The sequence below is a fragment of the Sphingobium phenoxybenzoativorans genome (assembly GCF_001757355.1).
Classification (GTDB): domain Bacteria; phylum Pseudomonadota; class Alphaproteobacteria; order Sphingomonadales; family Sphingomonadaceae; genus Sphingobium; species Sphingobium phenoxybenzoativorans.
The window spans coordinates 52,600-67,022 of record NZ_MINO01000015.1 but is presented as its reverse complement, the minus strand read 5'-3'; the positions used below and the strand labels follow the sequence as shown (position 1 = coordinate 67,022).

Sequence of the window (14,423 nt, the reverse complement as noted above, 5' to 3'; positions counted from 1 at the left end):
TTCCGGTGCCGCAATGCCTTTTTAAAAAGCGTTGCGGTGCACCAGCACTCTGAACGTCGCCAGAATGATCATGATGTCATTGAGCAGCGACCAGTTCGCGCGATATTCCAGATCGGCCTGAAGCCGGTTGGACAAGTCCTCGCGTACTTCGGTGGCGCCCCGGAAACCGCGGATCTGTGCAAGGCCTGTGAGGCCGGGCTTGACGGCGTGGCGGTGGAAGTAGCGGTCGTCGATGTCCCAGAACAGCAGGTTTTCTGCCCGCGATCCTACAGCATGCGGGCGAGGACCAACGATGCTCATATTGCCGATCAGGACGTTGAGAATCTGAGGCAGTTCGTCGATGCTGGTCTTGCGGATGAAGTTGCCGACCCGCGTGATCCGGTCGTCGTCGCGTCCAGCCGAGCGATTGCCTTGGGCATCGCACAGATCGACCCGCATCGAACGGAATTTGAGGATGTGGAAGGGGCGGTTGCCGCGTCCGATGCGTACCTGACGAAACAGGACCGGTCCGGGCGATTCGAGTTTGATGGCCAGCGCCACCAGCGCCATCGGGATTGCCAGGAAAGGCAGCACGGTAAGAACCAGCGCAACATCGAATCCGCGCTTCATCAGTCGGCTACGCAGGCCCATCGGCCCGGCAGAGACAACCATCGTAGAGCTGTTGCCCAATTGGCACATGGAAACCGCGCCAAGTTCATCAAGCTCCGGCACGCAAAGCTCTGCATCGATATCCAGCGCCTTCAGCACAAAAGCCCACTGCACGCGCCGCTCCGGCGGGCAGGCGACCACAACACGGTCGATATTATGAACGAAATTGCCCAGCCGCTGGATGTTCACAGGATCGCGAGTGGACGGCTGCAGATTATGGGCGGCCGCGTCGATAACCATCGCGTCATAATGTTCGGGCAGCGCCACGCCATCTCGAATAATCAATTCGGAAAAGGGGTTGGTTCCCATAACACGCCGCGTCAGCCGGATGTAGAACAGGCGCAGGCCCAACAGGATTGGCACGCACATCACTGTGCCCATGCCAAAGACCAGGCGCGAGAAATCGGAGCTGACCTTCAGGAAGAAGACCATCAGCGTCACCGTGCCAATCGTAAACAGGAATGCCATGATTGCGCGTTTCGCACTCGTGCGGAAATCGCGAATCGACTCCAGATCATACGCCTTGCTGTTGAGCGCCGTGCCCAGATAGACAGGGAGGGTCACGCTCATGACGGTCAGCCACTGGTCCAGCCCAGCGAGGCCATGACGCATGAAGGCTGCGACCCAGAATGTCAGGATGATCGCGGCAATCTCGCTCGCCAGAAGCGCAAACCGCAGCGCCAACCGCGTCTGAAACTTGTTCCCGCTCCGACCACGGTCGCTGGCTTGAACACTATGGTCACCTAAAACGTCATTGCCGACGCCGGTAGATAGTGTCCCGGCATCAACCATAGCATTCTGGTTCCGGGCGCTTAATAGCATATAAATCCTCGCTGCCTTGCAGGAAGCGACCCCATTTGCGCTACCATGCCTAGGCTTCTTCGCTTATGCAATATTTTTAAAGACTTTATGAGTGACCTCGAGGGCCGTTGGACGGATTTGGTACAGTTTACGGCAATAAGGTTAATGGATTTGGAGCGATAATGACGGTCCTGGTTACGGGTATCGCCGGTTTCATCGGCATGCATGTGGCGGATGTCCTGATGGCGGCCGGCCGCGCCGTCATTGGTCTCGACAATATGAACGATTATTATACGGTCCGGCTGAAACAGGATCGTATCGCTCAGTTGCAGGCGATTCACGGCGGGCTGTTCTCGTTCACCGCATGTGACTTTGCCGACAATGCGGCGTTGCTGGCTGCTGTTGAGGGGCATGCGATCGAGAGCATCATTCATCTGGGCGCCCAGGCCGGCGTGCGCTATTCGCTGGAAAATCCCCATGCCTATGTGCAATCGAATCTGGTCGGGCACGTCAACATGCTTGAACTCGCCCGCCACCGGCAGGTGCGGCACATGGTCTATGCTTCGTCATCTTCGGTCTATGGCGGCAATGACAGTCTGCCGTTCCGGGTGGAGGATCGCGCCGATCATCCCGTCTCCCTCTATGCGGCGACCAAGAAAGCGGATGAGTTGATGAGCGAGACCTATGCGCATCTCTACCGCACGCCGCAGACGGGCCTGCGCTTCTTCACAGTTTATGGGCCATGGGGCCGGCCCGACATGGCGATGTGGATCTTTACGAAGAAGATACTCGCAGGTGACCCGATTCCCGTGTTCAACCATGGCAAGATGCAGCGCGACTTCACCTATATCGATGATATCGTCGCGGGGGTTATCGCGGCTCATGACAATCCGCCCCCGGACGACGGAGCGGGGAAGGCGGGAGGCAGCCGCTCCCCCCATCGCGTCTATAATATCGGTAATCACAAGCCGGAGGAGCTGATGCGCCTGATCGCGCTTCTGGAGGAGGCTTGCGGCAAGGAGGCGATCGTTGATCTGCTCCCCATGCAGCCGGGGGATGTGCACGCCACCTATGCAGACATTAGTGCGATTTCCGCTGACCTGGGCTTCCAGCCAACCACGCCCATAGAGGCAGGCGTGCCAAAATTCGTTTCCTGGTACAGAGGCTATACAGATCGCTGATTGAGGCGGCCGGAGGGAGTTTTTTTGGCGGGTGGACGGAGTCGCGCCGTTGACGGGCGGGCCGATGAGATGATGTTAAGGGATGCGCTCTATGGGCTGATACGGGCATCCAATCGGGCTTTATTAGTAAATGGGCTTTTCATCACAGGGGGCGGGGGGCATAGTCGGGAAGTGACAGATGTTCGAGCCAGTTCGGGAGGGGAAGGCCAGTGAGCGCCCCATTCCGTTTCCCGCGATTTTTCGTAACCAATCCCAGTCCCTGCCCCTATCTGCCGGGCCGGAGTGAGCGGAAGGTCTTTACCGAGCTTTCGGGCGAGCATGCCGGGGAGCTTAATGACGCGCTGGGCCGCATCGGTTTCCGCCGCAGCCAGAATGTCGCCTATCGACCGAGTTGCGCCGACTGCTCCGCCTGCGTTTCCGTGCGGGTCGTCGCCAATGAATTTCGCGCCAACGCCACCCAGCGCAAGCTGATAAGGCGCAACAGCGATCTGGTGGTCACCGCCTGCAAGCCATGGTCGACCGAGGAGCAATATGCGCTGCTCCAGCGTTACCTCCGCGCGCGACATCCGGGCGGCGGCATGACCGAGATGGATGAGATGGACTATGCCGACATGGTCGAGCAGACCCCCGTCGATAGCCATGTCATCGAATATCGTGAGCCGGGGGCAGGGGGGCGGCCCGGCCGTCTGGTGGGCGCCTGTCTGACGGATCGTCAGGCTGACGGTCTGTCGATGATCTACAGCTTCTTCGATCCGGAACTTGCCAGCCGTCCGGGCATGGGCAATTTCATCATCATGGATCATATCCTGCGCGCCCGCGACGCCGGTCTTGCCTATGTCTATCTGGGCTACTGGGTCGAGGGGTCGAAGCGGATGCAATATAAGATTCGTTACCGGCCGCTCGAACGGTTGGGGCGTGGCGGCTGGACCCGGTTCGATCCGGATGAGCAGGCTGACGCGATCCGTGATGTGGCGGCTGGCTCTCCTTCACCCCTGCCTTCGGTTGAGGCCAGCGGAATATTCCGCAAATAGGGCGGGTGGCCCATGAGCGGCCAACCCTCCATTCTCGATAAGATCGGGAAATTCCAGAATCCTGCCGCCTGTTCCTAACAGTTGCAGCGAATGATTTTGCCGGAGCGCTTCCACGTCCTGCGCGGGGGAACGACCTCCTCCTCGGTAGTGGTTGTGGTGGTCGTGGTTCCCGGCTGGATCACAATTGTCGTACCCGGCGCGGCATAATAGACCTGGGTATTGGGACCATATGCGTCGCCGTTCATCCAATGCGAACCCGCATAGGGCGGTGCGACATAAGGCGGCGGGCCGGCATCCGCAGTGCCGTTATAGGTGCCCTCATAGGTTCCGCTGTAGACGCGGCCGTCGTCACCGCGCCAGGTCCCGCGCCATTGTCCGCGATATTCGGCAGGCCCCGGATATTCGTTGGATGCTATGCTGTTCTCGTCATAGGGCGCGCGGCCGGGCGGTGGTGGGCCTTCCGGCGGAGGGGGGTGATGCGCGGCGGGCGTTTCAACGTGGACGGGCCGCGTATCTGGGTCATAGCCGCCTTCATACCGGTCCCAGTCGATGCCGCTCCGGCTGTCATACACCCGGCCATATTGGTCGGTCAGCACCGCATCGTCATAATAGCGCGACCAGCCATAACCATAATTGGGAACGGGAAGGCCGTAAACGCGGTAATCGGCGATATAATAGGCCGGCTGAATCCAATAGCGGGGAAGTGCGAAGCCATAAGCCGGACGGCGGTAAGCCGCCCAGCCTCCGGGTGCGTCATGTCCTCCGCGCCAGCGGCCATCCACCCGCTGCCCCCAGCGATGTGTGGCGTGCGGCGCAACCGGAGCCATATTCTGGGCTGCGGGTCTAGGGCGCTGCTCCCCCGCCGCCATCACAGGCATGGCGAGGGTGAGCATACCGGCGCCTGTCGCTGCAATCAGAAGGCCGCGCATCATCATCTCCCGGTTCTACGACATCTGGGCAAGCCCAGCAGGTTAACCCAAGGTTTAGCATTGGGTTTCCTGCATTTCCAACGGCTTCGCGGATATATTGTCCCAAAACAGGTCAGAAAAGATCGGCGATTGTGGCGATGTGAGAGCCGAGGATCAGCGATATTCAGAGGAGGCGTGGCGCTATTCTCTCTACAATCGCCTCCAGAGCAGCGGCATCTTCGCCGTCGAACCGCGCGGGTTCCGGGCTATCTAGATCGAGCACGCCGATCAACCGGCCTTCATGGACTATCGGGACCACGATTTCCGAACGGGAATCAGCATCGCAAGCGATGTGGCCGGGGAAGGCGTGAACATCGGCGACGCATTGCGTCTTTCGGGTCGCCGCCGCCGTTCCACAAACGCCCTTGCCCATGGCGATCCGTATACAGGCCGACTTTCCCTGAAACGGCCCGAGGACCAGTTCGTCCCCGATCAGGCGATAGAAGCCGGCCCAGTTAAGGCCGGGCAGATATTGCCAGATCAACGCGGACAGGTTGGCCATATTCGCGATGGCGTCGCGTTCCCCCTCCGTAACCGCGAAAGCTGCCGACGACAGATCGTCATACAAGACGGCCTTGGGCGCGGCACGGTCTGGATCGAAAGCGAACATCATCGTTATGTAAGCAGCCGATGGGTCTCCGTCACCCCCGGTTTCAGCCTATGGTCACGATGTTGCCCCCACTGCCCTTGCGCAGGGGCAGGCAGCATTCGGGACGACCGGCCTCCAGCTCCTCCACCGTTTCGCCGCGCAAAAACTGCTCTTTCCAGGCCTGCATCTCGCCTTCGGAACGGAATACGGCCCGCGAAAGCTCCTTGAAGGGTGGGAAATTGCCGTCGGCTTCCGTCGCGAAAGCACATTGCTGCATGCCCTGGCGGGGCCGTCCATCGGGTCCCTTCACATTCAGGGCGCGATAGGCGAGAAGCACGGATCTGGGTTCGAGCATGTCTTTCGCAGGCTGGACAGCAAAGCTCACGATTTCCAGCCCTGGTTCCGGCGGCAATTTATAGCGCAGATGCTGCTGGCATGCCTTGACCGCTCCCATATCCCGCTTTGCCCCTTCGGGGATTCTCGCCCATTCCGCGAGGCCCAGGAGCAGCATGACCACTGCGCTGGCGAACAGGGCATAGAAAAGCGGCGTCCATGCCGGACGAGCAGGTTCACCGTAACGGTCATCCAGATGCAGGATCAGGGGATCGGTACGGAAGTCGCCGCGAGCCATGTCCACCAACTGCACAGGTGCCGATGCAGGATCAAGACATATCGCGTCTCGGCGTTCACGAGGGCGGGCCCGCGTGAGGCAGGGATCGACGGTGCGTCAGTCCATCCGCACCTTGCCGCGGCCTTGTTTGATCCCGCTGCGCGCCTTCTTTTCGTCCACCCGCCGCGCCTTGGCCGCTTTTCCGGGCTTGGTCGCGATACGGCGCGCGTCGCGTTCGTGCGCCCTGACCAGAAGGGCGTCCAGCCGCTCCCGCGCATCCTTGCGATTGGCTTCCTGCGTGCGGAATTGCTGGGCCTGAATGACCAATGTTCCGGCGGACGTCATGCGGGAGCCGGCCAGTTCCCTGAGTTTGCGGAAGGCATAGGGCGGCAGGCCTAGGCGATAGACATCGATCCGTAGCTGAACGGCCGTTGCGACCTTGTTGACATTCTGGCCGCCGGGTCCGCCAGCGGTAATGAACCGCTCCTCCAGCGCATCCTCCGGGACGTCAAAGACCGGCATCGTCGATCAGTTTCGTGGGGAATCCGGCCTGCGCGAAGGTGGCGGGGAGGGGCGCCGTCGCTTCCGCAGCGGCCTTGGTCCCGCGCGGAATGGACAGGAAGCGGCTGTGCAGAAGCATGCCTCGTGCCGGGTTCGTCGAAGCAGACGCTCCGGCCTTGCCATAGACCGGATCGCCGATAATGCCCGCGCCCAGACCGTGCAGGGCGTGGACCCTGATCTGGTGGGTGCGGCCGGTTTCCGGGCGGAAGGCGATGAGCGACCGGCCCTCATGCGTGGCGATCAATGTCCAATGCGTTTTTGCCGATTTGCCCTTCTGATCGGGCACCATGCGCCAGCCATCCTGCGCGCTGCTGATCTTCTTCAGCGGCAGGTCGATCGTGCCTTCATCGCCTTCAGGCACGCCATCGACGACGGCGATATAGCGCTTTTCCACGGTCCCCGCCTCGAATGCGGCAGTAAAACGCTTATGCGCCTTGGGATTGCGGGCGAGGAGCAGGCATCCGCTGGTGTCCCGGTCAAGCCGGTGGACGGCCAGCGGCCAGCGCTGAAATCCGAAGGTGAGCGAGGCCAGATGGTTTTCCAGGCTCATCGCCCCATCGCGCGGCGGATCGACCGGCAGGCCCGCAGGCTTGTCGATGATGATGGCCTCCCCATCAATGAACAGCACGCGGTCAGTAAGCAGGGTCAAGGGCGGTTCCGATGAATGGGATGGTCCCGGCGGTTATAAGCCGGCCATCAGGACAATTGACGCGGGTCGCGGTTGCTATAGGCATTTGGCATGGGTGGGGAAAGGGCCGCGGCCGCACAAAGATATGAATGGGTCGATGTTGCCCGCGGCATAGGCATTGTCGCGGTCGTCATCGGTCATGTGTGGAGCCGCGGGCTGCCGCATACGCTGACCTACAGCTTTCATATGCCCCTGTTTTTCCTTTTGTCCGGCTATTTGTTCCGGCCCAAGCCGGTCGTGGCATTCGCCCGCAGCCAGATCGTCTGGCAGGGCCTGTCCTATTGCGCTTTCCTGGCGCTGCTGGTCGCCGTTGACACGCTGATAGAGGGCAGCCGGGGCGGGCGCGGCATATTCCACACCTGGCCACAGGACCTTGGACGTCTGGCCTTCGGCGGGTCGAAGCTGCGGGGGCCGTTCACGGTATTCTGGTTCGTGCCGTGCCTGATCTTCGCGCGTATCCTGTTCAATGCGCTGGCGGCGCGCTTTCCCGATCCGTTGGGCAAGGCATGGTGGTTCATAGCGCCCATGGTGCTGGCGGTCGCCTATCTGCTGGGTTGGGTGACGGATGTCTCGCCGCTCGGCCTACTGACGGTGCCCATGGCGCTGTTCCTGCTGTGGGCCGGCGCCGCGCTCAATGTCATCGGATGGCGGGGATGGATGCTGTGGCTGCTGCCGCCTTTGTCGATTGCGGGTCTGTTCTTCCTGCCTGCGCTCAATATGAAGGGGGGGGATTATGGCTGGCCGCTTCTGTCTATGGCGGGCGCAATTGCCACCTCGCTGCTTATTTTTCGCGCCAGTCATTGGGGTGGCGGCGTGCTCAAGCCTTTTTCAGCGCTTGGCCGGGCTTCGCTGGTGATTATGTATCTCCATGTGCCGGTGATCCATTATCTGTCCTACCTGCCGCGGCCATGGATTCTGGCGCTGGCCACGGTCATTCCGCTGCTGGTCTATTATCTTCTGAACCTGACCCGGCCGACACGCGCCGTCTTTCTGGGTCAGCCCAAATAGAAAGGGGCCGGCGAACCGGCCCCTCCCCATATTCTGTTTCGTCCCGGTTCAGCCGTGCACCTTGTTCGCGACCTCGGCGACGCGGCGGCCCTGATAGCGGGCGCCCTCCAGATCGACCTCGCTCGGCTGGCGGCTGCCGTCGCCACCGGCGATGGTGGTGGCGCCGTAAGGCGCGCCGCCGACCACATCCTCATGGCCCATCTGCCCGGCATGGCCATAGTCCAGCCCGACGATCACCATGCCAAAGTGCAGCAGGTTGGTGATGATGGAGAACAGAGTGGTTTCCTGTCCGCCGTGCTGGGTCGCCGTTGAGGTGAATGCGCCGCCGATCTTGCCGTTCAGCGCGCCCTTGGCCCACAGCCCGCCCGCCTGGTCGAGGAAGGCCGCCATCTGGCTGGAGATGCGGCCGAACCGGGTGCCGGTGCCGACGATGATGGCGTCATAGTCCGCCAGTTCGGCCACGGTCGCGACCGGGGCGGACTGGTCCAGCTTGAAATGCGCGCCCTTGGCGATTTCCTCCGGGACGGTTTCCGGCACGCGCTTCACATCCACGGTGGCGCCAGCCAACCGGGCGCCTTCCGCGACGGCGTTCGCCATCGTTTCGATGTGGCCGTAAGCGGAATAATAGAGAACCAGAACCTTCGCCATGAGATGTCTCCTGCTGCTTGATGAAAAGGGGGCCGCCCGCGCGGGGGAGGGGGCGAAGCGAGGCAAGTGACTCGCTTCGACGCGGGCGGCCAGGCCTGTCGGGGCCTATTCGCTGTCTACGAGGACGATTTCGCTGTCCTCGATGGCGGTGATGGTGATCGGCTTGCCGCCAGTGATCGCCGCCCCATCACGGGCGTTGAACACCTCGCCATCGATTTCCACCTTCCCCGTGGCGGGGACGAGATAGAGGTGACGGCCGTCGGCGCTGTCATGCGTGACGCTTTCCCCGGCCTTCAGCGTACCGCCGAGCAGCCGGGCGTCGGCGCGGATGCGCAGCGCCTCATTGTCATTGTCATAGCCGCTGGCCAGAACGACAAGCTTGCCGGACCGGTCCTCCTTGGGGAAAGGCTTCGCCCCCCAGCTTGGCGCACCGCCCCGTTCGCGGGGGATGACCCAGATCTGGAACAGCGTCGTCGTTTCGTCCTCCAGATTATATTCGGCATGACGGACGCCTGTGCCGGCGCTCATCACCTGGACATCGCCGGCCGCAGTGCGGCCCTTGTTGCCCATGCTGTCCTGATGCGTGATCGCGCCGGTGCGGACATAGGTGATGATCTCCATGTCGCTGTGCGGATGGGGCGGGAAGCCGTTGCGGGCGGCGATCTCATCGTCATTCCACACCCGGATCGCGCCCCAGCCCATGCGGGCGGGATCATGATAATTTGCAAAGGAAAAATGATGCCGTGCGTTGAGCCAGCCGTGGTCGGCGTGGCCGAGCGTAGCGAAAGCGCGTTTCTCGATCATGTGCCAAAATCCTTGTTAAGTCGACGGGGAAAGCGAGGGTGTCACGCCTTTTGTCCCGCTTGATTTCCTACAAGATAGGCGTCAGGATCGTTTCCGAAACAGGCAATGTCGAAACGGATTGTTTCCCTATGCGCTTACCAGATTTCGAGGCCTGGGCGATGTTCGCCGCCGTGGTCGAGCATCGGTCCTTCACCGATGCGGCCAAGGCGCTGTCCGTCTCCAAGGCGACCATATCCAAGGCGGTCGGCCGGCTGGAGCAGCATCTGGACACCAGCCTGTTCAGCCGCACCAGCCGCCGCCTGGCCCTGACCGAGAGCGGCCGCCGCCTGGCCGACCATGCCGCCCGGATAGTCGGGGAGGGCCTGGCGGCGGAGGAGGCCGCGCGCGAGGAGATTACGGAGCTGGCCGGGCTGGTCAGGCTGGCCGCGCCGATGACGTTCGGCCTTAAGAGGGTCGCGCCGATCGTGGCGGAGTTCATGGCGCAGCATCCCCATGTCACCGTCGACCTACATTTGTCGGATTCCCATATCGATATTGTGGAGATGGGGCTGGACGCCACCCTGCGCGTCGCCGCCATGCCGGACAGTTCATTGCGCGCCCGGCGGCTGGGTGATGTCCATATGTTCATCGTCGCGTCGCCCGCTTATCTGGATGCGCGCGGCCGGCCGGCCCACCCCTCTGACCTCGGCCATCATGACGGGCTGCTCTACTCCAATGCCAAGACGCCTGAGGTATGGCGGTTCAGCGGGCCGGGCGGGCAATCGGTATCGGTGCAGCTTCGATCCCGCTTCATGGCCAACAGCGGCGAGGCGATGCAGTCAGCGCTGCATGCCGGTCTTGGCGTTGCGATGCTTCCCGACTTCATCATCGGCGAGGACGTGGCGAGCGGCAGGCTGGAGGCGATATTGCAGGAATGGACTCCGCCTCCGATCGGCCTTCACCTGGTGACGCCGCCGTCCCGCCTGCGGCCCGCGCGCGTGGAAGCACTGCTGGATTTCCTGGCGGCGCGGATTGCCGCCGACTGTTGATCGCAAGGCGGGGAGGCATCCGGAGACGTGGCGCCGGAGCGGATAATCAGTCCCTGCCATTGGTAAATATATGGCCTGTATGGGATTTTTTTCCTGCAGGGCAGGATTAAGGATCGGCCGCGCCCGCCGTTAATCTTTCCGCCAGCATGGCTTTGGCAGTTCCGAAACATGGCGGTTTTGCGCCCATTTTGGCCGTAATAAAAAGAATCTTCGACAGGGGTTAAGAGCCGGAAAAGCGATTCGGTAAAGCGCGACTCGTGGATTCAGGCCGTTTAGGCAAAAATTAACCTTTTGCGTTCATAGATGGTTTGGTTAATGAATAGGGCCGCTGCGGTTTCCCGGCAGGGAACGCAATGGGGGTATTGGGGCGTTGTTGGGTCAACGCACTCTTAAGCAAGGGGCTGCATAATGCGCGTGCTGCTGATCGAAGACGAGCCGACGACTGCCAAGGCGATTGAGCTTATGCTCACGACGGAAGGCTTCAACGTCTACACCACGGATCTTGGCGAGGAAGGCCTCGATCTGGGCAAGTTGTATGATTACGACATCATCTGTCTGGACCTGAACCTGCCGGACATGCACGGTTATGACGTGCTGAAGAAGCTGCGCAGTTCCAAGGTGCAGACGCCGGTCCTGATCCTGTCGGGGGTCAGCGAAATGGACAGCAAGGTCCGCTCCTTCGGCTTCGGCGCTGACGATTATGTCACCAAGCCTTTCCACCGCGAAGAACTGGTCGCCCGCATCCATGCCGTTGTGCGCCGTTCCAAGGGACATTCCCAGTCGGTCATCCGCACCGGCAAGCTGGCGGTCAATCTGGACGCCAAGACCGTCGAGGTCGATGCCAACCGCGTTCACCTGACCGGCAAAGAATATGCGATGCTGGAGCTGCTTTCGCTCCGCAAGGGCACGACGCTCACCAAGGAAATGTTCCTGAACCACCTGTATGGCGGTATGGATGAGCCTGAACTCAAGATCATCGACGTGTTTATCTGCAAGCTGCGCAAGAAGCTCGCTCTTGCCTGCGGCGGCGACAATTATATCGAGACCGTCTGGGGCCGCGGCTATGTGCTGCGCGATCCCGATGAGGAAATCGAACTGGAATCGCGCGTCGCCTGAAACGGCTGACGCGCAACAGTTACTCCGGGGGTGAGAACCGGCGATCCGAAAGGGTCGCCGGTTTTTCTTTTGGAATGTGGCTGAAGCGAGGGGGCGGCAAAGGACGGGCTATGACGGCCCAGCCATTGCCGCCATGCCGGTCTTGAACCGGTATAGATGACGTTATGGTCGCAGGCTTGTGAAACGCAAGGCCGCCCTGGGTTCAACGCATATATCTCTACAAACTCCAATGGCAGACGGTAGGTTTCCCACCGCTAGCACGCCGGTAAATGCGTAAACCCAAGCGGCGCCCGATACAGCGATGGTTGCTCCGCTGCCCTTCTAAATAATAAGGCAATTGCTTTATTTTATTCGCGACAGCACGCATAGGATCAATGTCAGGCGAGGAATCGGAGGGGCGGACGGCATGAACAGGATCGGGCTTGAGGCGCAGGTCGTGCGTGAGCTTGAGCCGGACGATGTGGTGCGTGCTGCCGGGGCGGCCGGGTTCGATATGGCGGGCGTCTATATCGATCTGGACCGCTGGACGCCGGCCATGACGCGCGAGGTCCGCAACGCATTCGCCCAGACCGGCGTTGCGCCCCTGGAGGCGGAAGTGATCCGAATGGGGGAGGCTGTCGGCGATCGTGAACGGAGGCTGATCGACATCGCGTCCGACATTGGTCTGCCCTATCTGATCGTCGTCAGCATGGAACGGGACGGAGACCGGGCCGCCGATCTGCTGGCGGAGCTGGCCCAAATGGCGCGGCCGTCCGGGGTTCGCCCGGGTCTGGAATTTGGCGCTTTCACCGCCGTTCGGGATGTGGATGCGGCCCTGGCCGCGGTGTCGCGCGCCGGGGGCGGCGTCGATATCCTTCCCGATCCCATCCATCTCGCCCGGAGCGGGGGGGCGCCGGCCGATCTGAAGCGTATCCCCGCCGCCATCCTGCCCTTCGCGCAGATTTGCGACGCCGGGCCGCCCCCCGCCAACCCCACGCCGGAACTGCTGCTTGAGGAGGCGCGGCATAACCGGCTGGACATTGGCGAGGGCCAATTGCCGCTCGGCGATTTCTATCGGGCGCTACCGCCGGGCATTCCGCTGAGCAATGAGGTGCGATCGATCACCTGGGAAAGGCGATACACGGACCCGTTTGAGCGCGCGCGCATATTGGCGGCGAATATGCGCCGCTGGCTGGCATCCATCGATATGCAATAGGCCAAGGGATTATTGGCCGAACTTCGCTTCCCGTGCGAGGATGACGGCTTCGCGGGCGGCGGCCAGGAGCGCGCCGGATTTCGCCTCACATTCGCGCTGCTCGTAGACGGAGTCGCTGTCGGCGACGATCCCGGCGCCTGCCTGGACGTGCATGACGCCGTCCTTCAATACGGCGGTGCGCAGGACGATGCAGCTATCCATATTGCCGTCTGGTCCGAAATAACCGACCGCGCCCGCATAGGCGCCGCGCGTTTCGCTCTCCAGCTCGGCGATAATCTCGCAGGCGCGGACTTTGGGCGCGCCGGAGACCGTGCCTGCCGGGAAGCCCGCGAACAGGGCGTCCAGCGCATCCTTCCCCGGCGCGAGGCGGCCGACCACATTGGAGACGATATGCATGACGTGGCTGTAAAATTCGACGGTATAGCTTTCCGTCACCTTCACCGTGCCGGGGGCAGCGACCCGGCCGACATCATTCCGGCCCAGGTCCAGCAGCATCAGATGCTCGGCGCGTTCCTTGGGATCGGCGAGCAGGCTTTCCCGGTTTGCGGCGTCCTCGATCGCGGTCTTGCCGCGCGGCCGGGTGCCCGCAATCGGGCGAATCGTGACCTCTCCGTCGCGCATCCGCACCAGAATTTCCGGGCTGGAGCCGATCAGGGCGAAGCCCGGCATGTCGAGATAATAGAGGAAGGGCGAGGGGTTGATGCGGCGAAGCGCGCGGTAGAGCGCGATCGGCGGCAGGGTGAAGGGGCTGGTGAAGCGCTGCGCCAGCACGACCTGAAATATGTCGCCCGCGACGATATAATCCTTCGCCCGCGCAACCATCTCGCCATAGCGGCCTTCGGGCAGCACTGGCGTAACGATGATCTCGGCGGGATCGGCGGCCGGGGCGGTATCCGGCACCGGACCGGCCAGGCGCGCCGCGGTGGCGTCGATCCGGTCAAGCGCGGCGGCAATCGCCCGGTCGGGATCAGACCGGGGATCAAGGGTGGAATCGGCCCAGACCGGCGCGACCAGGAACAGGATGTCGGCCAACCGGTCGAACACCAGGATCACGGTTGGACGCACGAACAGCATGTCGGGCACGCCGATGGGATTTTCCGCCGGGCGCGGCAGCTTCTCGACCAGCCCGACAGTTTCATAGCCAGCATGGCCGACAAGGCAGGAGAGGGCAGGCGGCAGGTCCGGGTCCAATTCCGCCCGGCATTCGGCGACAAGCGCGCGCAGTTCGGCAAGCGCGCCCTGAGGCTGGGTGACGAAAGCGTCCCGATCGGTGGCCCAGTGGCGGTTCACCTCCGCCTTGTCGCCGACGGCGCGGAAAACAAGGTCAGGCGCAAGCCCGATCAGGCTGTAGCGGCCACGCACTGCGCCGCCCTCCACCGATTCCAGCAGGAAATCGCCCCGGTCCTGCTCCATCAGCTTGAGCGCGGCGGAAATGGGCGTGTCGGTGTCCGCGATCTGCCGCCGCCAGACGAAGGCGGACCGGCCCGCCGCCAGAGCGGAGCGGGCGCGATCCATGGCCTGCCTGTCGGTGTCGCGCATTCCCCCGG

The 14,423-nt window shown here is 62.3% G+C and carries 15 protein-coding genes; 6 read left to right on the top strand and 9 right to left on the bottom strand.

Features of this window, described 5'->3' with window-relative positions:
• Positions 1-21: 21 nt before the first annotated feature.
• Positions 22-1,332: an exopolysaccharide biosynthesis polyprenyl glycosylphosphotransferase gene (locus BHQ40_RS10240; protein WP_171905818.1), complete on the bottom strand. Its 1,311-nt coding sequence runs from the start codon at positions 1,330-1,332 to the stop codon at positions 22-24.
• 299 nt (positions 1,333-1,631) lie between these two features.
• Between BHQ40_RS10240 and BHQ40_RS10235 the strand changes: the two genes are divergently transcribed.
• Together BHQ40_RS10235 and BHQ40_RS10230 are read left to right on the top strand one after the other, a co-directional pair.
• Positions 1,632-2,630 carry an NAD-dependent epimerase/dehydratase family protein gene (locus tag BHQ40_RS10235; protein ID WP_070155523.1) on the top strand — a complete coding sequence of 333 codons (999 nt, stop codon included), beginning with the start codon at positions 1,632-1,634 and terminating at the stop codon, positions 2,628-2,630.
• A 209-nt stretch (positions 2,631-2,839) separates the two neighbouring features.
• On the top strand, positions 2,840-3,661 hold the full coding sequence (locus tag BHQ40_RS10230; protein ID WP_070155521.1) for an arginyltransferase: 822 nt from the start codon (positions 2,840-2,842) through the stop codon (positions 3,659-3,661).
• Positions 3,662-3,735: 74 nt separating this feature from the next.
• On the opposite strand, the gene BHQ40_RS10225 is transcribed toward BHQ40_RS10230, so the two are convergent.
• From BHQ40_RS10225 to BHQ40_RS10205, 5 genes are all read right to left on the bottom strand, one after another.
• Complete coding sequence (locus BHQ40_RS10225; RefSeq protein ID WP_070155519.1) at positions 3,736-4,596, bottom strand: RcnB family protein; 861 nt, start codon at positions 4,594-4,596, stop codon at positions 3,736-3,738.
• A gap of 157 nt (positions 4,597-4,753) precedes the next feature.
• On the bottom strand, positions 4,754-5,239 hold the full coding sequence (locus tag BHQ40_RS10220; RefSeq protein ID WP_070155563.1) for a GAF domain-containing protein: 486 nt from the start codon (positions 5,237-5,239) through the stop codon (positions 4,754-4,756).
• A 43-nt stretch (positions 5,240-5,282) separates the two neighbouring features.
• Positions 5,283-5,849, bottom strand: coding sequence for a hypothetical protein (locus BHQ40_RS10215; RefSeq protein ID WP_070155517.1), 567 nt, complete (start codon positions 5,847-5,849; stop codon positions 5,283-5,285).
• 96 nt (positions 5,850-5,945) lie between these two features.
• On the bottom strand, positions 5,946-6,350 hold the full coding sequence (gene arfB / locus BHQ40_RS10210; RefSeq protein WP_070155515.1) for an alternative ribosome rescue aminoacyl-tRNA hydrolase ArfB: 405 nt from the start codon (positions 6,348-6,350) through the stop codon (positions 5,946-5,948).
• Complete coding sequence (locus BHQ40_RS10205) at positions 6,337-7,038, bottom strand: RluA family pseudouridine synthase (RefSeq protein ID WP_070155513.1); 702 nt, start codon at positions 7,036-7,038, stop codon at positions 6,337-6,339. The genes arfB and BHQ40_RS10205 overlap by 14 nt, the downstream gene beginning before the upstream one ends.
• Positions 7,039-7,128: 90 nt before the next feature.
• On the opposite strand from BHQ40_RS10205, the gene BHQ40_RS10200 reads away from it, so the two are divergent.
• Positions 7,129-8,085: an acyltransferase family protein gene (locus BHQ40_RS10200; RefSeq protein WP_070155511.1), complete on the top strand. Its 957-nt coding sequence runs from the start codon at positions 7,129-7,131 to the stop codon at positions 8,083-8,085.
• Positions 8,086-8,133: 48 nt separating this feature from the next.
• Here the strand turns inward: BHQ40_RS10200 and wrbA are convergent, their stop codons facing one another.
• Both wrbA and BHQ40_RS10190 read right to left on the bottom strand, forming a co-directional pair.
• Entirely contained in the window at positions 8,134-8,733 is a 600-nt protein-coding gene (gene wrbA / locus BHQ40_RS10195; protein WP_070155508.1) for an NAD(P)H:quinone oxidoreductase, read from the bottom strand.
• Positions 8,734-8,838: 105 nt separating this feature from the next.
• The gene (locus BHQ40_RS10190; protein ID WP_070155506.1) at positions 8,839-9,537 is read right to left on the bottom strand and encodes a pirin family protein; all 699 of its coding nucleotides are present in this window, start codon (positions 9,535-9,537) and stop codon (positions 8,839-8,841) included.
• Between the two features lie 128 nt (positions 9,538-9,665).
• Here BHQ40_RS10190 and BHQ40_RS10185 point away from each other — a divergent pair, with 128 nt between their 5' ends.
• The 3 genes from BHQ40_RS10185 to BHQ40_RS10175 all read left to right on the top strand — a co-directional run bounded on the left by BHQ40_RS10185 (position 9,666) and on the right by BHQ40_RS10175 (position 12,876).
• Positions 9,666-10,565: a LysR family transcriptional regulator gene (locus tag BHQ40_RS10185; RefSeq protein ID WP_070155561.1), complete on the top strand. Its 900-nt coding sequence runs from the start codon at positions 9,666-9,668 to the stop codon at positions 10,563-10,565.
• Positions 10,566-10,973: 408 nt separating this feature from the next.
• On the top strand, positions 10,974-11,681 hold the full coding sequence (gene ctrA / locus BHQ40_RS10180; protein WP_070155504.1) for a response regulator transcription factor CtrA: 708 nt from the start codon (positions 10,974-10,976) through the stop codon (positions 11,679-11,681).
• A gap of 406 nt (positions 11,682-12,087) precedes the next feature.
• Entirely contained in the window at positions 12,088-12,876 is a 789-nt protein-coding gene (locus tag BHQ40_RS10175; RefSeq protein WP_070155502.1) for a sugar phosphate isomerase/epimerase family protein, read from the top strand.
• A 9-nt stretch (positions 12,877-12,885) separates the two neighbouring features.
• On the opposite strand, the gene trpE is transcribed toward BHQ40_RS10175, so the two are convergent.
• Positions 12,886-14,415 (bottom strand): anthranilate synthase component I, encoded by a 1,530-nt coding sequence (gene trpE, locus BHQ40_RS10170; protein ID WP_070155500.1) that lies wholly within the window; start codon positions 14,413-14,415, stop codon positions 12,886-12,888.
• Positions 14,416-14,423: the final 8 nt, after the last annotated feature.